General features: G+C 53.1%; 21 protein-coding genes and 1 pseudogene. 15 read left to right on the top strand and 7 right to left on the bottom strand.

What is annotated here, in order from left to right; genetic code table 11:
* Positions 1–7: 7 nt before the first annotated feature.
* From J2Y56_RS19355 to J2Y56_RS19340, 4 genes are all read left to right on the top strand, one after another.
* Positions 8–796 carry a tyrosine-type recombinase/integrase gene (locus J2Y56_RS19355; protein ID WP_310352040.1) on the top strand — a complete coding sequence of 263 codons (789 nt, stop codon included), beginning with the start codon at positions 8–10 and terminating at the stop codon, positions 794–796.
* Positions 780–2,951, top strand: coding sequence for a hypothetical protein (locus tag J2Y56_RS19350; protein ID WP_310352039.1), 2,172 nt, complete (start codon positions 780–782; stop codon positions 2,949–2,951). Before J2Y56_RS19355 ends, J2Y56_RS19350 begins: the two co-directional genes overlap by 17 nt.
* A gap of 178 nt (positions 2,952–3,129) precedes the next feature.
* Positions 3,130–4,920 carry a hypothetical protein gene (locus J2Y56_RS19345; protein ID WP_310352037.1) on the top strand — a complete coding sequence of 597 codons (1,791 nt, stop codon included), beginning with the start codon at positions 3,130–3,132 and terminating at the stop codon, positions 4,918–4,920.
* Positions 4,917–5,492: a hypothetical protein gene (locus J2Y56_RS19340; RefSeq protein ID WP_310352036.1), complete on the top strand. Its 576-nt coding sequence runs from the start codon at positions 4,917–4,919 to the stop codon at positions 5,490–5,492. The genes J2Y56_RS19345 and J2Y56_RS19340 overlap by 4 nt, the downstream gene beginning before the upstream one ends.
* 375 nt (positions 5,493–5,867) lie before the next feature.
* On the opposite strand, the gene J2Y56_RS19335 is transcribed toward J2Y56_RS19340, so the two are convergent.
* From J2Y56_RS19335 to J2Y56_RS19320, 4 genes and pseudogenes are all read right to left on the bottom strand, one after another.
* On the bottom strand, positions 5,868–6,293 hold the full coding sequence (locus J2Y56_RS19335; protein WP_310352033.1) for a DUF4427 domain-containing protein: 426 nt from the start codon (positions 6,291–6,293) through the stop codon (positions 5,868–5,870).
* Positions 6,294–6,660: 367 nt separating this feature from the next.
* A pseudogene (locus J2Y56_RS19330) lies at positions 6,661–7,029 on the bottom strand (endonuclease); the annotation flags it as partial.
* A 4-nt stretch (positions 7,030–7,033) separates the two neighbouring features.
* Positions 7,034–7,303: a DUF1654 domain-containing protein gene (locus tag J2Y56_RS19325; protein WP_033049401.1), complete on the bottom strand. Its 270-nt coding sequence runs from the start codon at positions 7,301–7,303 to the stop codon at positions 7,034–7,036.
* Positions 7,304–7,493: 190 nt separating this feature from the next.
* Positions 7,494–8,582 carry an asparaginase gene (locus J2Y56_RS19320; RefSeq protein ID WP_150781549.1) on the bottom strand — a complete coding sequence of 363 codons (1,089 nt, stop codon included), beginning with the start codon at positions 8,580–8,582 and terminating at the stop codon, positions 7,494–7,496.
* 469 nt (positions 8,583–9,051) lie between these two features.
* On the opposite strand from J2Y56_RS19320, the gene J2Y56_RS19315 reads away from it, so the two are divergent.
* From J2Y56_RS19315 to J2Y56_RS19285, 7 genes are read left to right on the top strand one after another with little or no spacing between them, the layout of a single operon-like run.
* Positions 9,052–10,008, top strand: a complete 957-nt coding sequence (locus tag J2Y56_RS19315) for a sugar ABC transporter substrate-binding protein (RefSeq protein WP_007947335.1) — start codon at positions 9,052–9,054, stop codon at positions 10,006–10,008.
* A gap of 55 nt (positions 10,009–10,063) precedes the next feature.
* Positions 10,064–11,617 carry a sugar ABC transporter ATP-binding protein gene (locus J2Y56_RS19310; RefSeq protein ID WP_310352029.1) on the top strand — a complete coding sequence of 518 codons (1,554 nt, stop codon included), beginning with the start codon at positions 10,064–10,066 and terminating at the stop codon, positions 11,615–11,617.
* The gene (locus tag J2Y56_RS19305; protein ID WP_150781547.1) at positions 11,614–12,591 is read left to right on the top strand and encodes an ABC transporter permease; all 978 of its coding nucleotides are present in this window, start codon (positions 11,614–11,616) and stop codon (positions 12,589–12,591) included. Before J2Y56_RS19310 ends, J2Y56_RS19305 begins: the two co-directional genes overlap by 4 nt.
* Positions 12,592–12,594: 3 nt before the next feature.
* Positions 12,595–13,614 (top strand): LacI family DNA-binding transcriptional regulator, encoded by a 1,020-nt coding sequence (locus J2Y56_RS19300; RefSeq protein ID WP_007947332.1) that lies wholly within the window; start codon positions 12,595–12,597, stop codon positions 13,612–13,614.
* 24 nt (positions 13,615–13,638) lie between these two features.
* Positions 13,639–14,556, top strand: a complete 918-nt coding sequence (gene rbsK / locus J2Y56_RS19295) for a ribokinase (protein WP_310335259.1) — start codon at positions 13,639–13,641, stop codon at positions 14,554–14,556.
* Positions 14,553–14,957, top strand: coding sequence for a D-ribose pyranase (gene rbsD / locus J2Y56_RS19290; RefSeq protein WP_007947330.1), 405 nt, complete (start codon positions 14,553–14,555; stop codon positions 14,955–14,957). The genes rbsK and rbsD overlap by 4 nt, the downstream gene beginning before the upstream one ends.
* A gap of 44 nt (positions 14,958–15,001) precedes the next feature.
* Positions 15,002–16,030 (top strand): nucleoside hydrolase, encoded by a 1,029-nt coding sequence (locus J2Y56_RS19285; RefSeq protein ID WP_310352021.1) that lies wholly within the window; start codon positions 15,002–15,004, stop codon positions 16,028–16,030.
* Between the two features lie 31 nt (positions 16,031–16,061).
* Here the strand turns inward: J2Y56_RS19285 and J2Y56_RS19280 are convergent, their stop codons facing one another.
* Positions 16,062–16,271, bottom strand: a complete 210-nt coding sequence (locus J2Y56_RS19280; RefSeq protein ID WP_310335263.1) for a hypothetical protein — start codon at positions 16,269–16,271, stop codon at positions 16,062–16,064.
* Positions 16,272–16,403: 132 nt separating this feature from the next.
* Between J2Y56_RS19280 and J2Y56_RS19275 the strand changes: the two genes are divergently transcribed.
* Positions 16,404–16,709 carry a hypothetical protein gene (locus J2Y56_RS19275; protein WP_310352020.1) on the top strand — a complete coding sequence of 102 codons (306 nt, stop codon included), beginning with the start codon at positions 16,404–16,406 and terminating at the stop codon, positions 16,707–16,709.
* A 93-nt stretch (positions 16,710–16,802) separates the two neighbouring features.
* Complete coding sequence (locus tag J2Y56_RS19270; RefSeq protein ID WP_310335267.1) at positions 16,803–17,123, top strand: I78 family peptidase inhibitor; 321 nt, start codon at positions 16,803–16,805, stop codon at positions 17,121–17,123.
* 72 nt (positions 17,124–17,195) lie between these two features.
* Here J2Y56_RS19270 and J2Y56_RS19265 read toward each other — a convergent pair whose 3' ends face one another.
* Both J2Y56_RS19265 and J2Y56_RS19260 read right to left on the bottom strand, forming a co-directional pair.
* Positions 17,196–17,408: a cold-shock protein gene (locus J2Y56_RS19265; protein ID WP_003179963.1), complete on the bottom strand. Its 213-nt coding sequence runs from the start codon at positions 17,406–17,408 to the stop codon at positions 17,196–17,198.
* Between the two features lie 291 nt (positions 17,409–17,699).
* Positions 17,700–18,002 carry a hypothetical protein gene (locus J2Y56_RS19260; protein WP_007947324.1) on the bottom strand — a complete coding sequence of 101 codons (303 nt, stop codon included), beginning with the start codon at positions 18,000–18,002 and terminating at the stop codon, positions 17,700–17,702.
* 373 nt (positions 18,003–18,375) lie between these two features.
* Between J2Y56_RS19260 and thrS the strand changes: the two genes are divergently transcribed.
* Together thrS and infC are read left to right on the top strand one after the other, a co-directional pair.
* Positions 18,376–20,298, top strand: a complete 1,923-nt coding sequence (gene thrS, locus J2Y56_RS19255; RefSeq protein ID WP_310352019.1) for a threonine--tRNA ligase — start codon at positions 18,376–18,378, stop codon at positions 20,296–20,298.
* The gene (gene infC / locus J2Y56_RS19250) at positions 20,298–20,849 is read left to right on the top strand and encodes a translation initiation factor IF-3 (RefSeq protein WP_172435341.1); all 552 of its coding nucleotides are present in this window, start codon (positions 20,298–20,300) and stop codon (positions 20,847–20,849) included. Before thrS ends, infC begins: the two co-directional genes overlap by 1 nt.
* Positions 20,850–20,880: the final 31 nt, after the last annotated feature.

Raw genomic sequence — 20,880 nt, 5'->3', positions numbered from 1 at the left:
AACAGGCATGCTGAACTCCCCTCAGAAATTTAGTTATACATATCGTACGGCAGAGTTGAAAGATCAAGGCGACGCCAAGAAGAAAGTCAACTTCGACTTATATAATAAATATGTCGAGTCGGATTTGTTTAAGGCTCTACTGGCTAACGTAGTTGCAAAATCTGCTTTCGAGAAAGAACGTGATGAGCTGGTACTTGGTCTCGGTTATATTTGCGGCTTAAGATCGAGCGAAGTTACAGACCCGAGAAATCTTTTAACAAATGATCTAAGAACACGCATAGCGAGTGCCGAAAGGGACGGGATTCAGACGATTACTGTTTCGATTATCGGTAAGGGCGAAAAGCGAAGACACGTTGATATCCATCCTAAAGCCTTTAGAAAAATCAAATTTTTTCTCGAGGGACGCAGAAAATCGATACCCGAAGGCTCGTTAATTTGTAATGCTAAAGGTTCACCGTTGTCATTAGGGCACGCCACATATGTTTTTAGGATGGCTAAAAAATCAGCTGGCGCCAACATCGCAACAGTGATACTAGAACTTCACGCAAAAGAACCGAGTATGCATTTCATCAGCGATATATCTTTTTATGCGCTGACCTTCCATGCATTACGCCATACATACGCAACCAATTTAGTTGATTTCTGCTATAAACATGGGTACGACCCCTGGCAATACGTGCCAGAACAAATGGGGCATGAAGATAAGGAGACGACGCAAGAATATGTAGTCTTCGATGGTAAACTTCATCGTCGAGAAAAAATAAGACGGGCACTGAACGATGACGCCACTGACTGATCAACCAAAAAATGATAAGCTCTGTACACCTAAGTTGTCCGAACTGGCTCCTGGCTCAATTTTAAATTTTAATCCATCAGATTTTTTTGCCGTTGTTGCAGTGCAGAGAACTATGAGCGGCGAAATACAACAGCATCGTGTTGAAATGCCCGAGCAGTTCAAATCCTGCCCAGTTTTTTTGTGCTTGATTCGTTATCTCAACAGTGCCACATTCAAGAAAACGACACCTCACAACGCCTACTCCAGGGTCTTAAGGTTTAAAAGCCTTGAGAAGTGGGCGATCACTGAATACCCCAGCGCGTCAACATTGCCAGCCGCCTTTATGCAAGATTATGTGCGTTACCTCCGCACAGTAAAAGAGCTTGAGCAGAATTCGCTGTGCGTTTACATGTCTGGTTATCGAACAGCATTTGAATGGTATATAGAGGATACGGACGGCGACCCGCTCCAATCGGCAGCAGCATCTAAAATCAAAGAGGTAATGGCGTTCATCCCATCGGTGTCAAATAGGGCAGGACGCGTCACTAAAAGCCTCGGGCAGATTACTAACCAATCCGAAAAAGACGAATTGAAAATTGTGCGTTCGACAATCCGCTTTTGTTGCCAATTTTTGAAAGAGATGAATAGGCAGCGCCTGGAATTGTTAACCAATCCAGATGTTATGAGCAAATTAGCGGAGATGCTTTCGGAATGTCGTGATGATTTTGAACAGCTTAAATTCAGCACAAAAAATACCAAACGCAGCGCCCTGTATAGACCCTTAGCATCAGCTATCCTCGAAAGCGATAACCTGCAACTCAAAGAGCGCTTATTGCATAATCAAGTTGATTTCTGCTACTCACAAATCGAACAAGGCTTGTCAATTACCTTTGAAGATGCGAATCGATTGATCAAAAGAGGCTTGAGTGAATCAGGGGCGCTAGACCTACAGCCCCTAAACGGCGACCACACGTTATATTTTCACAATATCGACTACCTATTTTTGATTAAACACACTCCGAGTGAAGAACTCGCGTTTGCTTGGCTCCTTGCCACAGATCGGGTACAACTGACTGGGGTGCTTGAAATGTTGGTGGGTGATCTTCGGATAACACCTAATGCTGCGTCTCCTATTTACATTAAAAACCGTAGTGGGAAACGAGTCAGAGAGGTACCTGCACATCCGCCAAGATCAATGCAATACGAAGCTTATAGCGTTTTCGATTTGCTGAAGCGAAGCTTTATTAAGTTTTTCCCCTTGAGTAGTGAAAATTTATTCGATCTGCCGACTTCGAGTAATATTCAATGCATTGATAGTGCCGTATTCCGACCTTTGGCGATGGCCTCCTATCCGCAAACTGCGCAATACAAAGCGCAGGTTTTCTCAGATCGAGAAGTAGAACTTTTCTCTGATATTGTTCGGCGTGTCTCAGCTAACAACCGCTCTATCTGGCGCAACATCAAAACAAGACGAGAAAACTCATCTCGCGGGATTAGAGGAGCAAACCCTACACCAGTTAAAAGACAAACTATCACGCTGACTGCGGTAGCTCAATCTAGGGCAATTTTAGATATCGACGATGGTGTCACTCCCAATGAAGCTTTTGAAAAGTATTCACAAGATGTAGTAGGTGCTGATGCGACAGCGCATTCACTAGGCGTGAAGCAAGTTGTATACATCAATGCCAGCGAGACCAAATACCGTTTGGATAAACGCGCTAAATTTGCAAGCAGTGTCGGCCATTTAATGGTCGAAGATGCTCGAAAAGTTCAGGCTGCGCTGCGCGAAGAAAACTTCATTAGCATTGTAGACCTGAAAATTATGCTAGGTTGGGCGGAGGAAAAAAGCGAATTCGGAGAAATGGAAGAATTCGATAGTTTGCTTTTGTCAGCTCAGCAAGCTGGATTTACTCTGTCGCCTTTTGGAAAGTTGGAAAAGGGTGATAACACTTTCATCATCACAAATTCAATTACCGCAGCTTTGCTTATCAGCTATCGCGATGCGTGCATCGCTCATCTCCAATGTCTTACCGTGGCGGATGACTTAAAAGCATTCTCTATTGCTATGCAAGTAGCATACATAGAGAATGTGCTAGAAAAATTCGATCAGAAAACAATTATACAGGGAGAAGAAATTATGAAAAATTACACTTTTCCTTCGCCAATTATCAGGTGATACACTCATGCTAAACAGTGCTATTCCTACCGCGTTTATTACGCTATCACCTAAAATCGACTCAATGGCCAATCAATATGGAGACGATTGTTTTCTGATTCAAGAACCTATTGACGGGAAATTTTACACTGTTAGTTTTGAGTGGAATTGCTCCATGTCGAAGAGAGTCTTTGCATAAATGTATTTTTTGCAAGGCGATATTTCTCGTGGGTATGCTGATGATAAAGGACGAATTGTAGTCAGTAGTCTTTCAAGTGCTCGCCAGGAATTAGCTTATCTTCGTGAAATATGCGAATACTGGGAAAGCTATTTCCAAAACAGAACACTTCAATCGTTGTCCAGATTAGAAATGCAAACAATGTATCGTTATTTTATGGTGCGAAAGGACGTCACAAAACAGGCAGTTGGTATCCTCGGCACTTCCACTTTAGTAATGTTAAGTAAGATACTCGACAAAGCAAACAGCATGCTGTACACAGGCAAACTTCCAGATGGGACGACTCATCGAATGACTGAGTCTTTCAGAAAGACCATCATGGAGCCGTTGCTCAAACCTTTAGATATCGAATATTCAGACTGGAAAAAAGGCGGTAGCTATGGGTCTATACCATTAACATGCGCCTCAATAATGCTCGCCGAGGCCATAACATTAATAGAATCAGACGAAGCGAAAATAGCAGTTGTTTTTTTTCGCCAGTGGCGCAAGCTTAAATCAAACATTGCGAATTGGTTCGGCACAAAAGATCGGTTAGCTTTTTATCGAAGAATTCAGTCTCCTGGTTATAAGTTATCCCGCTTCGAAAGGGATTGGGCCGAATCTGCCATAGAAATGGGTGAGGCCATCGATAATGCGACCACTGCACATTTTGAACACTTGCCGTGGAATAGCATTGGAGAACTAACAGAGTATTGCCGTTTGCTATCAAAAGCCAGTTTAGCAACCATTGTGTTGCTGAGCGGATTTCGTATTCATGAAATTCAAAGTATGAATATAAACGATTATTCACAGGATCCAGATGGCTCTTGGTGGTTTAACTCTGAAAACAACAAAACGGAGTCTGGGTTTTCTCATCCGCGATCATTGCATGGTCTTGCAGCCGATGCCGCTAACTTGATGAGAGGTATTACTGCTGTAGACACTGATGAATTAAATCTTCCTTTGATTCACAACGGTTATCGGGATGGCGCGTTTCAAGTGGCGCGCGGTTGGGGGAAAATCAGCGCAAACGAATGGCTGGCTGACGCGGGTTACTCCAATGGCGCGTTGAGCCTTTGGTTTAAAGATTTTTATCAAACTTACGTAGTCGAAAAACACCCCGAGGCGGGGAGCATTCACGATGACGTTTCTCCACATCAAGCCCGCCATACATTTGCCGAATTTGCTCTGCGCAGATTTGACGGCAATGTAATGGAAAAAATTCGCGAGCATTTTCGGCATTCGTATGGTTCCTACCATACACGAAGATATACAGGTGAAAAATTAAAAGAGTCGATTCGTATCAGCATGGAGCGTGACTACCTAAAAGAAGTCATGGGGAGAATTGCCGTAGGTAGTCTTGATGATCGCTTTTATGGGCCCGCTGCAAGACGCATCGACAAAGAAATGGTAGAGATTTCCATTTTTTCCGCTGATGAGTTTGAAAATCACCTCAATGACTTAGCAAATCAGTTCGTTCGCTTCACTGCATTTGAATGGGGCTATTGTGCATTACGCCAAAGCGAACAACATAGTGCGAAATGCCATGACTCTGTTACCGGAACTCCAAACGTTGACCAACATGGCGCTCCAGAAATATGCGCAGGTTGTCCACATAGCATGAATAATAATATGCAGAAACAGGAGCTTGAACGAATCGCTATTGCTCACCAGTTTATTGCCGAAAACCACCCACTTAAAAACTTAGGGAAGATTAGCTCAGAAGTAGTCAAGAGAATCGCAAGACGTCTGGATGAAGGTATGTCCTCATGAGGTTTAGTCTTGATAAATACTCCACCGCAGCAAAGCCTGCCGAACAACCTGAATGGGTAACCTCGGACACCAAGCGAAATCTTTACCAAGCTGTTTGCACAGCCTATGAGCATATAAAGTCAGAGATTGAGACAGGAAAAAATCTTAGCTTGAAACAGCGTAAAATTGTTGCCCGAAACATAGCTAAAGAAGGCAATGTGCACGACAGCTTGCTGAATAAAAGGAGGCAGCCCGAGATACACGAATTGATATTCCAACAAAATATTGCGCTCGAGAATCTATGGAACAGCCACGCCGCAAGAAGGTACAAGACGGGTAGAAAGCTGACAAAAAATCAAATACTCAATGAATCACGCACCCAAGCTCAAGAAATCGAAAGGCTGTCCAATTTAAGGATAGCAGAGGCACTGAGTGTTGCCATTGAGAACCATATGGTGGATAGCCATAAAACTTTAATCGTGACAATTGAACATCTAGAAGCCGAAAACGCAGATTTACAACTTAGAAATTCAGAACTTTCAAAACAGCTCCGTCAGATGATGAAGGCGTTGAATATGGTGAAAGGAAAATAATGCTAGTGTGCTCTACTTTTTCAACCTGCCATGCCACGCCTACTAATTTTGTGGTTTGGCGGTTTATGTCATTATATATATTAGTTTAAGCATGCTCGTCTTTTTTAGCTTATTTCTTGGATAACTCATGCTTGACGCCCTTCAGATACGCTCCGAGATCTCGAAACCACGGTAGCCCTTTCAATCGTCATCCTCATCCTCATCTTCCGGTTCATCTGTGACTCGATAACATCCGCTCCAGGACTTGTCGTAATAGAATGGCAAGTCATCGGGCCGCCAAGGGTTGAGCACACTGTAATACCAACAGGCGACACCATGCTCCTCCAACAATTGCTGGCACAGAATTTTAACGATTTCTTGGCACTCCCTCAGATCTCAGTGACGATCCAGCTCATCCAAATTTCCGAGGTACCGTCCCAGCTGATTGGCTACCACTCGGCCAGCCTTCAATAACGCTCTCACATAGGGGTGGGTGTTGTCTTCGAAAGACACCCAACAACCACCACTCTCCCGAACTCTGCATTTTGGAGTCGACAGTTCGAGAGTAGATACCCGACTGGAGAAGTCTTTCAAGGCAGCGGCTGCAGCTTCGCCTGAAATGACCATGCACGACTTGAAGTCGAAGTTGTCGGCGCTGACCGCTGCATTGATCTCTTCTTCAGTTAGCCCGCTCAAGCTCGCCGGCAACTGATCACAGACTAAAAGGTGATCGAAATGGCTCTGCGAAATGAGTCCTTGGTCAATCAGGGATAACATGTCGTATTGAAGCCGAATCGCGTCCGCTTGAGTGGATACGACCACACCAATTCCTGGCCATCTCTCTTGAGTCAAATCCAACCCAGGGATGGAGTTACCTTTAAATCCTTTCTTCTCGATTTTCCTTCGTCACGACCCTTGAACCACTTTCCTTCTGCAAGATGGCTCGCAAATCGCCTCCTCAATGACCCGCTCCGCGCCCGCTAGCTCCGCTGAGCTCGCCGGGAAAGTGATGGCATACTGAGTTACATGTTCGTTGACTGCTGATGACCTATCCATGAATGCAATCAGGTCAGCAACGTGGAAACCTGAGAAGCACACAGTAGGTTGGGTACCATGGATTGTTTCACTCCCTTTTTCTGATGCCAAAGGAGATGTCAACGTTTTCTCATATTTGATTCTCTCCCGTATAAACCTCGCCAATGCTCGGCACCAGGTTGTGCAAATCGGCTTCGGCCTTCTGATAAACCGGATCGTAACGGGTGCAATTCTTGCGGCCACCTGTCTGCCAACACTGGCGCTGATGGCCGATCTGCCACGCCGGGACAATGTGTTCCCACTCGATGCGGGCGGCGCGTTTGGCATTTTTGCGCGGCACATAACCACAGGTCGCCAGGTTCACCTTGTTGCCGGTGTATTTGCAGCCACAATAAAACTCGGTGGATTGCGGTGCATACAACGTCCAGGCGACTTTTTTGGCTTCGCTGAAAGTGCGTGGGGCGCCAGCCTGAGCCCCGAGGGCGATGAACAGAAACAGTAAGGCAAACCAGCGGACACTCATCGACTCAATCTTCCTTCGGCACAACCCAGAAAATCTGCACGCCGCCATCGTCACGATAGGCGAGGGTAACGTTATCGTTCTCGTCGATCTCTTCGAGCAGTTGTTCCCACTCATCCACGGGTTCGTCCGGCAGGCGGAAGATCAGTGCGGCTTTGGCTTTTTGCGCGGTGGGGGAGTTGATGATTTTCTGAACGCGCAAACCCATGCGTGCATAGGTGTCAGGGGAGGCGGAAGTGGTGGCCACGGGATTATCCTTATTAAGCTGTACGTACATACAGTATTAAACTGTAAGCATTTTCGCAACTGCTTAAAACTCAAGAAAATCCTCTGACAGCAGTTTTTTCCGTTTGGTGTAGGAAGAAGGAAAAATGTTTATCGGAGTTCTGCGCAACACGTTAACCACTCGTCAACGCTGACGAGTGGTCAAGAAAGTGCCCGACCAGGACGGGTCGGGCGAGGGTGAATCAGTATTCCCAGAACATCCGTTGCAGCTCTTTGCTGTCGTTGGTCTTGGTCAGTGCAACCATGGCCAGGATGCGGGCTTTTTGCGGGTTCAAGTCGTGCGCGACAACCCAGTCGTATTTATCGTCAGGCTGTTCGGCATTACGCAGCACGAAACCGCCGGCGTTGACGTGGGACGAGCGAATGATTTGTACGCCGTCCTTGCGCAAGGCTTGCAAGGAGGGAACGACGCGCGAGGAAACCGAACCATTGCCGGTGCCGGCGTGGATGATCGCCTTGGCGCCGGACTGGGCCAGCGCCTTGTACGCCGTGTCGCTGACGTTGCCGTAGGAATAGGCGATTTCTACGTCAGGCAGGCTCTTGATGGTTTTGATGTCGAATTCCGAGTCCATGGTGTGGCGCTTGGCCGGCAGGCGGAACCAGTAGGATTTACCTTCGACCACCATGCCCAGTGGACCCCAGGCACTTTTAAACGCCTCAGTCTTGATGTTGATCATCTTGCTGACATCACGACCGGACTGAATCTCGTCGTTCATGGTCACCAGGACGCCTTTGCCGCGAGCCTCTTTGCTGCTGGCGACGGCGACGGCGTTGTACAGGTTCAGCATGCCGTCTGCCGACATCGCGGTGCCTGGGCGCATGGAGCCGACGACGATGATTGGCTTGTCGGTCTTTTCCACCAGGTTCAGGAAGTAGGCGGTTTCTTCCAGGGTGTCGGTGCCGTGGGTGATCACGATGCCATCGACGTCATTGCTGTCGGCCAGTTCCGCCACGCGACGACCCAGTTGCAGCAGGTTGTCATTGGTGATGCTTTCCGAGGCGATCTGCATGACCTGCTCGCCGCGAACGTTGGCCAGTTGGCTGAGTTCTGGAACGCCGGCAATCAATTGCTCGATACCCACTTTTGCCGCTTGATACGTCGCGCTGTTGGCGGCGCTCGCGCCTGCACCGGCGATGGTGCCGCCAGTGGCCAGGATGACCACGTTCGCCAGTTTCTGTTGGGTTTCGACTTCTTTGGCTTGTAGGGCAGTAGGCAGCAATAGCAGGAGGGCCAAAGCGCCCGGAATGAAAGTATTGAAGGCAGATTTCATTATTTTCTCTCTAGTAGTCAGACGGTGCTGATGCAAGTTCATCTAGATACGCCCCCGGCAGCTCTGAACACCGTGGGTGTAGGTGAAGAGCAGGATCTGTACCAGTCATCCGCTGAATGAGTAAAAACATTTAACTTATTGATTTAAAAAGAAATATTTCGTGAATCTCGTCTAAGTAAAACCTGATGGTGTCCGGGTTTCCGAATAAGTTGAGCCTCTACGTTCGGCTCTCCGAAAACTCCTACGACTTGTGTCGAAAAGGTCGCCTGGCGAGATCAAGAAGCGATGCTAAAAAAATCCCGGGCGATCACAATACCGGTCGTTGACAATTCCCCACCGGGTTCGCATAGTTCGATCTACGCAAACGTTTGCGCGACCCTGTAGGTGACTTGAAGCACCGACGATCGGAGTCCAGGCGTTACTCCAGCGCAAGTATTGCTCACAATAATCATAAGATCGGAGTGAACCCATGAAGCTGCCATTCGCTGGACGTCTTCTTGCTGTCGCTATGCTGGCTGCCGTATCCGCCACGCTGCCTGTTTCATCGGCCTTCGCCGAATCTCCTGAAAAACCCAAAGTCGCGCTGGTCATGAAATCCCTGGCCAATGAGTTCTTCCTGACCATGGAAGATGGCGCCAAGGCATACCAGAAAGACCATTCCGGCGAGTTCGAGCTGATCTCCAACGGAATCAAGGACGAAACGGATACCGCTGGCCAGACACGCATCGTCGAGCAAATGATCCTGGCCAAGGTCAATGCGCTGGTCATCGCACCGGCGGATTCCAAGGCCATGGTTCCGGTGATCAAGAAAGCCATCGATGCCGGCATCACCGTGATCAACATCGACAATCAACTGGATCCGGCCGTCGTCAAAAGCAAGAACATTACAGTGCCGTTCGTAGGTCCGGATAACCGTAAAGGCGCGCGTCTGGTCGGTGAGTACCTGGCCAGGCAGCTGAAGGCTGGCGACGAAGTCGGCATCATTGAAGGCGTGTCCACCACGACCAACGCCCAGGCCCGTACCGCGGGTTTCAAGGATGCGATGGAAGCGGCGCAGATCAAGGTCGTTTCGGTGCAGTCGGGTGACTGGGAAATCGACAAGGGCAACAAAGTTGCCGCCTCTATCCTCAGCGAATACCCGGATGTCAAAGCCTTGCTGGCCGGTAACGACAGCATGGCCGTCGGTGTCGTTTCCGCCGTGCGTGCAGCGGGTAAGGCCGGCAAGGTGCAAGTGGTCGGGTACGACAACATCAATGCCATCAAGCCAATGCTCAAGGATGGCCGCGTTCTGGCTACCGCCGACCAATTTGCAGCCAAACAAGCCGTGTTCGGTATCGAGACTGCGCTGAAAATCATCAAGGGCGAGAAGGTCGACAGCGGCACCAACGGTGTGATCGAAACCCCGGTAGAACTCGTTACCCAGTAAGCCTTCTGGCGACACACTGGTGCTCGTCCGTCCGGGCGAGCACATGGAGAGTTTTATGTCCGTTTGCGCCCCGAACGCTGTCCTGACGGTCTGCGACATCGGCAAGACTTATGCTCAACCCGTCCTGGCCGGTATCAATCTGACGCTGATTCCCGGCGAAGTGCTAGCGCTGACCGGCGAGAATGGCGCCGGCAAAAGCACGCTGTCGAAGATCATTGGCGGGCTGGTGACGCCAACCACCGGCCAGATGCAATTCCAGGGTCAGGACTACCGCCCCGGTAGCCGCACGCAGGCCGAAGAGCTGGGCATCCGCATGGTGATGCAAGAGCTCAATCTGTTGCCGACCCTGTCGGTGGCGGAGAACCTGTTTCTCGACAATTTGCCCAGCAACGGCGGCTGGATCAGCCGCAAGCAGTTGCGCAAGGCGGCGATCGAGGCCATGGCCCAGGTCGGCCTCGATGCCATTGATCCGGACACCCTGGTCGGCGACCTCGGCATTGGTCACCAGCAAATGGTCGAGATTGCCCGCAATCTGATCGGCGACTGCCATGTGCTGATCCTCGACGAACCCACCGCGATGCTCACCGCGCGCGAAGTCGAGATGCTTTTCGAGCAGATCACTCGCTTGAGGGCTCGCGGCGTGGCGATCATCTACATTTCCCACCGCCTGGAAGAGCTGGCGCGGGTCGCCCAGCGCATTGCCGTTTTACGCGATGGCAACCTGGTCTGCGTCGAGCCGATGGCCAATTACAACAGCGAGCAACTGGTGACCTTGATGGTCGGTCGTGAGCTTGGCGAGCACATGGACATGGGGCCGCGCAAGATCGGCGCTCCAGCGTTGACGGTCAAAGGCCTGACCCGCGCCGAAAAGGTTCGCGATGTGTCTTTCGAGGTTCGCGCCGGTGAAATCTACGGGATATCCGGATTGATCGGGGCAGGGCGCACCGAGTTGCTGCGTCTGATTTTCGGTGCTGACAGCGCCGACAGCGGCACGGTAGCGCTGGGGTCGCCGGCTCAGGTGGTGAGTATTCGTTCGCCAGCCGACGCGGTGAGTCACGGCATCGCCCTGATCACGGAAGACCGCAAGGGCGAAGGCTTGCTGTTGAGCCAATCGATCAGCGCCAACATTGCCTTGGGCAACATGCCGGTGATTTCCAATAGCGGTTTCGTCAATAACGGCGACGAGATGGCGTTGGCCCAGCGTCAGATCGACGCCATGCGCATCCGCAGTTCAAGTCCGACACAGTTGGTTTCCGAACTCTCGGGTGGCAATCAGCAGAAGGTCGTGATCGGCCGCTGGCTTGAGCGCGATTGCTCGGTGATGTTGTTTGACGAGCCAACCCGTGGCATCGATGTCGGCGCCAAATTCGACATCTATGCGTTGCTCGGTGAGCTGACCCGCCAAGGTAAAGCGCTGGTGGTGGTGTCCAGTGATCTTCGCGAGCTGATGCTGATCTGCGACCGGATCGGGGTGCTGTCGGCGGGGCGCCTGATCGATACGTTCGAGCGCGGCAGCTGGACTCAGGATGATTTGCTTGCCGCCGCATTTGCCGGCTACCAAAAACGTGATGCGTTGCTCAATGAAGCAGCGCCTGGGGACCTTCCATGAAAACTGCAACTTTTGCCGGCAAACGTAGTGGCAATTTCTACGGCCTTGGCACCTACCTGGGCCTGGCCGGTGCCTTGCTGGCGATGATTGCGCTGTTCTCGGTATTGAGCAGCCACTTTCTGTCATACGACACGTTCAGCACCCTGGCCAACCAGATTCCCGATTTGATGGTGCTGGCGGTCGGCATGACCTTCGTGTTGATCATCGGTGGCATCGACCTGTCGGTCGGTTCGGTGTTGGCGCTGGCGGCATCCACGGTCAGCGTGGCCATTCTCGGCTGGGGCTGGAGCGTGCTGCCGGCAGCACTGCTCGGCATGGCGGCGGCAGCTCTGGCCGGAACCATCACCGGTTCGATCACCGTGGCCTGGCGGATTCCTTCGTTCATCGTGTCCCTGGGTGTGCTGGAAATGGCCCGGGGCGTGGCGTATCAAATGACCGGATCGCGCACGGCCTACATCGGTGACGCCTTCGCCTGGCTGTCCAACCCGATTGCCTTCGGAATCTCGCCGTCGTTCATCATCGCCTTACTGATTATCTTCACCGCCCAGGCCGTACTGACCCGTACGGTGTTCGGTCGCTACCTGATCGGCATCGGCACCAATGAGGAGGCGGTGCGTCTGGCGGGGATCAATCCAAAGCCCTACAAGATTCTGGTGTTCAGTCTGATGGGCCTGTTGGCCGGTATTGCCGCGTTGTTTCAGATTTCGCGACTGGAGGCGGCAGATCCGAATGCCGGTTCCGGGCTGGAGTTGCAGGTCATCGCAGCCGTGGTCATCGGCGGTACCAGTTTGATGGGGGGCCGTGGTTCGGTGATCAGCACGTTCTTCGGGGTTTTGATCATTTCAGTGTTGGCGGCCGGTCTGGCGCAAATCGGCGCGACCGAACCCACCAAACGTATCATCACCGGCGCCGTGATCGTTGTGGCGGTGGTGCTGGATACCTATCGCAGTCAGCGCGCAAGCCGGCGGACCTGAATCATGGCAACGATCAAGGATGTAGCCGCACTCGCGGGGATTTCCTATACCACGGTGTCCCATGTGGTGAACAAGACCCGACCGGTCAGTGAAGAGGTGCGGCTCAAAGTCGAAGCAGCGATCAAAACCCTGGATTACGTGCCGAGCGCCGTCGCCCGTTCGTTGAAAGCCAAAACCACCGCGACCATCGGTTTGCTGGTGCCTAACAGCCTCAACCCGTACTTCGCCGAATTGGCGCGAGGCATCGAGGATTACTGCGAGCGCAAGGGGTACTGTGTGATCCTCTGCAACTCCGATGACAACCCGGACAAGCAGCGCAGTTACCTTCGCGTGTTGCTCGAAAAACGCATCGACGGTCTGATCGTTGCATCGGCCGGTGGCGATGCGGGGCTGGCGGAAGGCCTCGCCGGAGTGCGCACGCCGATGGTCATCGTCGACCGCGGGCTGGAGGGCGTCAATGTTGATCTGGTACGCATCGATCATGAATATGGCGCGTATCTGGCCACTCGGCATCTGCTGGAGTTGGGGCATCGGGACATCGCCACCATCGGCGGTCCGGCGGGTACAAGCGTGGCGCAAATGCGTCTGGCCGGTTATTGCCGTGCCTTGCAAGAGGCAGGCATCGAAGTGAATAGCGAACGCATGCTGGAAAGCGACTTCACCAGCACCGGTGGATACAACGCGGCCGCGATTTTGCTGGAGAAGAATGCGCCCAGCGCGATCTTCGCCGGCAACGACATGATCGGCATCGGTGTGTTGCGCGCGGCTGCCGAACGCAATGTACGAGTACCGTCCGAGCTGTCGGTGATCGGTTTCGACGATATCCAGATGAGCCGTTATGTCTACCCGGCGCTGACCACGGTGGGGCAGTCGATCCTGCAGCTCGGTGAGATGGCGGCTGAAGTGCTTTTGCGCAGGATTGCCACACCGGGTATGGCCACCGAGCAGCGAATTGTCACGCCCAGTATTGTCCTGCGGGAGTCGACTGCGCCGCTCGCCGGTGTGTTCGCCCAGTTTCGCTGAAACAGAATTGACGAGTAGTAATGCATGCCAGCAAAAGTAGTGGTGATAGGCAGTCTGAACATGGACCTGGTAACCCGGGCTCCGAGGCTGCCGCGTGGCGGTGAAACGCTGATCGGTGAGTCGTTTGCCACGGTTTCTGGTGGCAAGGGAGCTAATCAAGCTGTCGCCGCGGCCCGGTTGGGTGCCGATGTGTCAATGATCGGGTGTGTGGGCAGCGATGCCTATGGCGCGCAATTGCGCGGGGCGCTGTTGGCTGAACAGATCGATTGTCAGGCAGTCAGCACCGTTGATGACTCCAGCGGCGTGGCGTTGATCGTGGTCGATGACAACAGTCAGAACGCCATCGTCATCGTTGCGGGTGCCAATGGTGCACTGACGCCGCAAGTCATCGACCGTTTTGATGCCGTATTACAGACGGCGGATGTGATCATCTGTCAGCTGGAAGTGCCGGACGCTACGGTTGGCCATGCCCTCAAACGAGGTCGTGAACTGGGCAAGACCGTCATTCTCAATCCGGCACCCGCCAGTCGTCCATTGCCGGCGGACTGGTATGCCGCCATCGATTACCTGATCCCCAACGAGAGTGAAGCCTCAGCCCTGACGGGGTTGCCGGTGGATTCCCTGGAATCGGCAGAAACCGCCGCGACCCGACTGATCGCCATGGGCGCGGGTAAAGTGATTATCACTTTGGGCGCCGAGGGTTCGCTGTTCGCCGACGGCACACGCCTGGAGCATTTCCCGGCACCGAAGGTCAACGCCGTCGATACCACGGCCGCCGGGGATACCTTCGTCGGTGGTTTTGCTGCCGCATTGGCCTCCGGCAGCAGCGAAGCCGAAGCGATCCGGTTCGGGCAGGTCGCCGCGGCACTGTCGGTCACCCGGGCTGGCGCGCAACCCTCGATTCCGACCTTGTCCGACGTACAGGCGTTTAAAACCCGATGAAAAAAACACCGCTGCTCAATGTCGCGTTATCGCGGCTGATTGCCTCGCTCGGTCACGGCGACATGGTCGTCATCGGCGATGCCGGTTTGCCGGTGCCGCCAGGCGTCGAGCTGATTGATCTGGCGCTGACCCAAGGTATTCCAGACTTCATCAGTACCTTGAAGGTTGTGCTCAGCGAAATGCAGGTCGAAAGCCATGTGCTGGCCCAGGAGATTCTGGGCAAGCAGCCGCCGGCGTTGAGCGTTCTGGACGAACTGAACATCGAAGGCGTGCTGGGTACGCGCACGTTGCTCAGCCATGATGAGTTCAAGGTCCTCAGCCGCCAGGCGCGCGCGATTGTTCGTACCGGCGAATGTGCGCCGTACTGCAACATCGTGCTGGTGTCGGGGGTGACGTTCTAGCGCGCTGTACACATTGATTTCCCCCACGCACAAGGAAGTGCGATATGCAACGCTATGCTCAGAAACTGCACCATCTGCTTCGGAGTCTGCTGCTTTTGTCCATGATTACTGCAACGAGCGCCCAGGCGGCAGAAAAGATCGACTTGATCATCGACACCGATCCGGGTGCCGACGATGTGGTCGCCTTACTGTTTGCCCTGGCTTCGCCTGAAGAGCTGAACATTCGTGCGCTGACTACCGTGGCCGGCAATGTGCGTCTGGACAAGACATCGCGTAACGCACGGCTGGCCCGTGAGTGGGCGGGGCGCGAAGACGTACCGGTTTACGCCGGTGCACCGAAGCCGATAATGCGCACGCCCATCTATGCCGAGAACATTCATGGCAAGGAAGGTTTGTCGGGCGTCACCGTGCACGAACCAAAGAATGGCCTGGCTGAAGGCAATGCGGTCAACTACCTGATTGATACCTTGAAGGCTGCCAAACCCCACAGCATCACCATCGCCATGCTCGGTCCGCAGACCAATCTGGCCCTGGCGCTGATCCAGGAACCGGAGATTGTTCAGGGCATCAAGGAAGTGGTGGTCATGGGCGGCGCGCATTTCAACGGTGGCAACATCACGCCGGTGGCCGAGTTCAACCTGTTCGCCGATCCGCAGGCTGCTGAAGTCGTGGTGAAAAGTGGCGTGAAGCTAACCTATCTACCGCTGGATGTGACCCACAAGATTCTCACCAGCGAAGCTCGTCTGAAGCAGATCGCGGCGATCAACAACAATGCCAGCAAGCTGGTGGGCGATATTATCAATGAGTACGTCAAGGGTGCTATGGAGCACTACGGTCTTTCGGGTGGCCCGGTGCATGACGCAACCGTCATTGCCTACCTGCTCAAGCCTGAGTTGTTTACCGGTCGCTCGGTCAACGTGGTGGTTGATAGCCGCGAAGGCCCGACCTTTGGTCAAACCATTGTCGACTGGTATGACGGCCTGAAAGCACCGAAAAACGCTTTCTGGGTTGAAAGTGGCGACGCACAAGGCTTCTTCGACTTGTTGACTCAGCGCCTGGCGCGACTGAAGTAAACCGCCCGCCCGCAGGTGCCAGTCTGCGGGTTTACGCCCGTACTGTCTCCGCAGCTTTTTGGTCCGCCAGGTGTTTTTCGAAAATCTGCTTGATGAAGTGCTGGGCGGCCTCGGTTCCAATGTCCCTGACCAATAGATCGATAGCGATTATGCCGAGTTCTTCCGTACTGCCCGGGCTGTAAGAGCTGTGCCCGTCTTGCCACTTGGCTTTGATGTCGGCGTCGATGCTTACAGTGGTCATGATGGCACTCGTGAATTAGGGGAGGTCTAGGGAGCGAGTTAAGCATTTTGCGCGACGTTTGGCACTCCGACTTAGGCATGGGGGGAGGGCTATGCGACACTTGGTCTTTGATGAACTTTCAAGGACCGCGCTGTGCAGATCGATTTGAACACTCCTGACGGTTTGACCCTTGAGGCTGTGCGCCAACTGTTGGCGTCCGCCAGTGACGATGAGCACACTCAATTGCGGGTCACCCAAGGCGGCATCGCCTACATTTCCTCGGGTGTCGTCGGTGGCACTGACATCGGCGGGCTGCAATTTCGGCTAGAGACGTGGGCCAAAGGCTCGGGCTATGTAGGATTGGTCGCAGCCAGTGACGAAGTCTGGGTCATGCAGATTTTCAATGCGCTGAAAGAGAACTGGCCAAATCCGCCGTACGACTACATCGACGTTTATTGATCACTTTTCATATTCAGTCACGATTGAGTGATGAGGAGAAGGGCGGTGCTCAGGCAAACTCGGCGCTCGCATAATATTTACAAAGGAGGCGTCATGCCTTGGAAGCTCGCGTCATTGGGTGCTTTGTTTGCCGTCACTCTGCTGGCAGGTTGCAGCAGTACATCATCCGAACCGGCAACAGACCCCCTAGCGACGACTGACACTGGACATAGCCGCTGTGAGGCAAAGGCTGCCGAATTCACTCTCGGCAAAGCGGCTTCACCCGAGCTGCTGGAGCAGGCGCGCACTCGCGCAGGTGCACAGAATGCTCGGTTCCTGTCGCCCAATGACATGGTGACACTGGAATACCGCTCTGATCGCTTGAACCTGCACACCGATGCCAGTCGGGTGGTCACTCGCGTCAATTGCGGCTGAGCATGCCGGGCATTTGTTTCGCCCATAAAAAACCCCGTCGCATGGACGGGGTTTTTTTAGTGCGCCAGAAACTTACTCTGGGCGAACTTGTGCAGCTTGCATACCCTTTTGGCCTTTCTCAGCCACGAAGGAAACAGTCTGGCCTTCTTTCAGGCTTTTGAAACCGTCGCTTTCGATAGCTTTGAAGTGTACGAACAGGTCGTCACCGCCACCTTGAGGAGTGATGAAGCCGAAGCCTTTTTCATCGTTGAACCATTTAACGGTGCCGGTTTGGCGATTAGACATGGTGTATCTCCAAGAAACATATATTTTCAGTAGTGCTGTGCTGCTCAGGCCAACTGGGCACACCGGAGTATCATAGTCGAAATGTTCGCTTTGGGAGCCCCCCGGACGTGCTGTTTGCCTTGCTGTCGAGCGTTCTTTGCTGCTTCAAATGGCTGGAAGCCCCGTTTTTAAAGGCTTTCAGCTGAAAGTAAAGACGAAAAAAAAGCTGTAAAACCTTCAAAAAATGTCTGACAAAGCGACATTCGGCCTGTTTTTTCGGTCATTGCAGGTGAAAAAACCAATGCGAGACGCTTATTTCTTCGCGCCGGTATCGACTCTGCAAGTGGCGATTTTCTGCATTGCCTGTTGCCCCAGCTCTGGACTCGCAGAGCCGTTCATCAATGCCTGGAGGTCTTTGGCAGGATATGATTTGAGCTGATCGGCGCCGCAACCACAGACGGCTTTTGCCTTCGCATCACCGATCTTTTGTGCTGCCGCGGGAACGCACTGCGCCATGTATTTCTCGCGTTCCCCCTTTGGCCAGTCAGCATGGGCGGCCAATGGCAGCAGCAGAATGATAGGGGCGATTACGGCGAACAAACGGTTCAGACGCATGCTGGGATGCTCCTTGTGGGTCAATGACGTGTTATTGAGGGGCGAAGCGGTGTTCAAGTTCAGCACTCTGGCATAAATAGGCCCGATTTGCCCCCGCACAAAGTCTGCTTGCGTCGACGACCGGTCATCTGTGCTAGCATGCCTCGCTCGGGCGTTTGCAAGCTCCGGATGACCTTCAGTCCCGGTGGCGGCAACTGCGCGAATAACCCTGATTTGAATCCCAGTCACTCTGGTTCGGTTTTCCGGTTGGCCGCAAGGCTCCTGCCGCTGTAAGGCAGGCGTTCGTCATTGAATGGCCTGGATCGGATCTTGTACTGGCTCATCCCAACCCACGTGACCTTTGGTAGGGGTCACCACTAGGAGAGGAGGCGCCATGCCAACTATTACTCTTCCCGACGGCAGTCAACGTTCATTCGATCACCCGGTTTCCGTAGCCGAGGTCGCCGCATCCATTGGTGCCGGGCTGGCCAAGGCCACCGTGGCCGGCAAGGTCAATGGCAAGCTGGTCGACGCCAGTGACATCATCGACAGCGATTCCACGCTGCAAATCATTACGCCAAAGGATGAAGAGGGGCTGGAGATCATTCGCCACTCTTGCGCCCACCTGGTTGGCCACGCGGTCAAGCAGTTGTACCCGACCGCCAAAATGGTGATCGGGCCGGTCATCGACGAAGGCTTCTATTACGACATCGCCTTCGAGCGTCCTTTCACTCCGGACGACATGGCTGCCATCGAACAGCGCATGCAGCAGCTGATCGAGAAAGATTACGACGTGATCAAGAAAGTCACTCCGCGCGCCGAAGTGATCGAAGTGTTCAAGGCCCGTGGCGAAGACTACAAGTTGCGCCTGGTCGAGGACATGCCGAACGAACAGGCTATGGGCCTGTATTATCACGAAGAATACGTCGACATGTGCCGCGGCCCGCACGTGCCGAACACGCGCTTCCTGAAATCCTTCAAATTGACCAAGTTGTCCGGCGCCTACTGGCGTGGCGATGCCAAAAACGAGCAATTGCAGCGCGTTTACGGCACCGCATGGGCGGACAAGAAGCAATTGGCGGCTTACATCCAGCGCATTGAAGAAGCTGAAAAGCGCGATCACCGCAAGATCGGCAAACGCCTGGGCCTGTTTCACACCCAGGAAGAGTCGCCGGGCATGGTGTTCTGGCACCCGAATGGCTGGACGCTGTACCAGGTGCTCGAGCAATACATGCGCAAGGTTCAGCGCGACAACGGTTACCTGGAGATCAAGACTCCACAAGTCGTTGACCGCAGCCTGTGGGAGAAATCCGGGCACTGGGCCAACTACGCCGACAACATGTTCACCACTCAGTCGGAAAACCGCGACTACGCCATCAAGCCAATGAACTGCCCTTGCCACGTGCAAGTGTTCAATCAGGGCCTGAAAAGCTACCGCGAGTTGCCGATGCGCCTGGCCGAATTCGGTGCTTGCCACCGTAACGAGCCATCGGGTGCGTTGCACGGCATCATGCGCGTGCGTGCGTTCACCCAGGATGACGCCCACATCTTCTGTACTGAAGAGCAGATGCAGGCCGAATCCGCTGCATTCATCAAGCTGACCATGGACGTTTATGCCGACTTCGGCTTTAAAGACGTCGAGATGAAGCTGTCCACTCGTCCGGAAAAACGCGTTGGTTCCGACGAGCTGTGGGATCGCGCAGAAGCGGCATTGGCCGCAGCCCTTGATAGCGCTGGCCTGCCGTACGATCTGCAGCCGGGCGAAGGTGCGTTCTACGGTCCGAAGATCGAATTCTCGTTGAAAGATTGCCTTGGCCGAGTCTGGCAGTGTGGTACCCTTCAGCTCGATTTTAACCTGCCTGTCCGTTTGGGAGCCGAATACGTCTCCGAAGACAACAGTCGCAAGCACCCGGTAATGTTGCACCGGGCGATCCTGGGCTCCTTCGAACGTTTCGTCGGAATCCTGATCGAGCACTACGAGGGTGCGTTCCCCGCGTGGCTGGCTCCGACCCAGGCAGTGATCATGAATATCACTGATAAACAGGCCGATTTTGCCGCCGAGGTTGAAAAAACTCTCAACGAAAGCGGATTTCGTGCCAAGTCTGACTTGAGAAATGAAAAGATCGGCTTTAAAATCCGCGAGCATACTTTGCTCAAGGTTCCCTATCTCTTGGTTATTGGAGATCGGGAAGTCGAGATGCAGACTGTCGCTGTGCGTACTCGTGAAGGTGCTGACCTGGGCTCGATGCCCGTCGCCCAGTTCGCTGAGTTTCTCGCGCAAGCGGTTTCCCGGCGTGGTCGCCCAGATTCGGAGTAATTATTATTAAGCGTGAAATGAGACAAGATAAACGAGCTGCACCGAAAGCCCCGATCAACGAGAATATCTCGGCACGCGAGGTTCGGTTAATTGGGGCTGAGGGTGAGCAGCTTGGGATTGTGTCAATTGAAGACGCGCTTCTTAAGGCTGAAGAGGCCAAGCTGGATCTGGTGGAAATTTCCGCCGATGCAGTACCCCCTGTTTGCAAGCTGATGGACTACGGCAAGTCGATCTTCGAGAAGAAGAAGCAGATTGCCGCGGCCAAGAAAAACCAGAAGCAGATTCAGGTTAAAGAAATCAAGTTTCGTCCAGGGACGGAGGAAGGGGATTACCAGGTAAAACTGCGCAACCTGGTACGTTTCCTGAGTGATGGGGACAGGGCCAAGGTATCCTTGCGATTCCGCGGCCGTGAGATGGCCCACCAGGAGCTGGGGATGGAACTCCTCAAGCGAGTTGAAGGTGACTTGCTCGAGTACGGTTCGGTCGAACAGCATCCTAAGATGGAAGGACGCCAGCTGATCATGGTCATCGCCCCGAAAAAGAAGAAGTAATCAACAGGGCACGGCAGGCCTTCTGATTATG

Origin of the sequence: Pseudomonas sp. BE134 (assembly GCF_031456105.1) — a bacterium.
Taxonomy (GTDB): domain Bacteria; phylum Pseudomonadota; class Gammaproteobacteria; order Pseudomonadales; family Pseudomonadaceae; genus Aquipseudomonas.
This window is presented reverse-complemented; position numbering and strand designations above follow the sequence as displayed.

Bases quoted from the DNA above. Each gene is read 5' to 3' on its own strand.
- J2Y56_RS19355 (WP_310352040.1), top strand. From the start codon at position 8: ATGCTGAACTCCCCTCAGAAATTTAGTTATACATATCGTACGGCAGAG.
- J2Y56_RS19350 (WP_310352039.1), top strand. From the start codon at position 780: ATGACGCCACTGACTGATCAACCAAAAAATGATAAGCTCTGTACACCT.
- J2Y56_RS19345 (WP_310352037.1), top strand. From the start codon at position 3,130: ATGTATTTTTTGCAAGGCGATATTTCTCGTGGGTATGCTGATGATAAA.
- J2Y56_RS19340 (WP_310352036.1), top strand. From the start codon at position 4,917: ATGAGGTTTAGTCTTGATAAATACTCCACCGCAGCAAAGCCTGCCGAA.
- J2Y56_RS19325 (WP_033049401.1), bottom strand. From the start codon at position 7,303: ATGTACGTACAGCTTAATAAGGATAATCCCGTGGCCACCACTTCCGCC.
- J2Y56_RS19320 (WP_150781549.1), bottom strand. From the start codon at position 8,582: ATGAAATCTGCCTTCAATACTTTCATTCCGGGCGCTTTGGCCCTCCTG.
- J2Y56_RS19315 (WP_007947335.1), top strand. From the start codon at position 9,052: ATGAAGCTGCCATTCGCTGGACGTCTTCTTGCTGTCGCTATGCTGGCT.
- J2Y56_RS19310 (WP_310352029.1), top strand. From the start codon at position 10,064: ATGTCCGTTTGCGCCCCGAACGCTGTCCTGACGGTCTGCGACATCGGC.
- J2Y56_RS19305 (WP_150781547.1), top strand. From the start codon at position 11,614: ATGAAAACTGCAACTTTTGCCGGCAAACGTAGTGGCAATTTCTACGGC.
- J2Y56_RS19300 (WP_007947332.1), top strand. From the start codon at position 12,595: ATGGCAACGATCAAGGATGTAGCCGCACTCGCGGGGATTTCCTATACC.
- rbsK (WP_310335259.1), top strand. From the start codon at position 13,639: ATGCCAGCAAAAGTAGTGGTGATAGGCAGTCTGAACATGGACCTGGTA.
- rbsD (WP_007947330.1), top strand. From the start codon at position 14,553: ATGAAAAAAACACCGCTGCTCAATGTCGCGTTATCGCGGCTGATTGCC.
- J2Y56_RS19285 (WP_310352021.1), top strand. From the start codon at position 15,002: ATGCAACGCTATGCTCAGAAACTGCACCATCTGCTTCGGAGTCTGCTG.
- J2Y56_RS19280 (WP_310335263.1), bottom strand. From the start codon at position 16,271: ATGACCACTGTAAGCATCGACGCCGACATCAAAGCCAAGTGGCAAGAC.
- J2Y56_RS19270 (WP_310335267.1), top strand. From the start codon at position 16,803: ATGCCTTGGAAGCTCGCGTCATTGGGTGCTTTGTTTGCCGTCACTCTG.
- J2Y56_RS19265 (WP_003179963.1), bottom strand. From the start codon at position 17,408: ATGTCTAATCGCCAAACCGGCACCGTTAAATGGTTCAACGATGAAAAA.
- J2Y56_RS19260 (WP_007947324.1), bottom strand. From the start codon at position 18,002: ATGCGTCTGAACCGTTTGTTCGCCGTAATCGCCCCTATCATTCTGCTG.
- thrS (WP_310352019.1), top strand. From the start codon at position 18,376: ATGCCAACTATTACTCTTCCCGACGGCAGTCAACGTTCATTCGATCAC.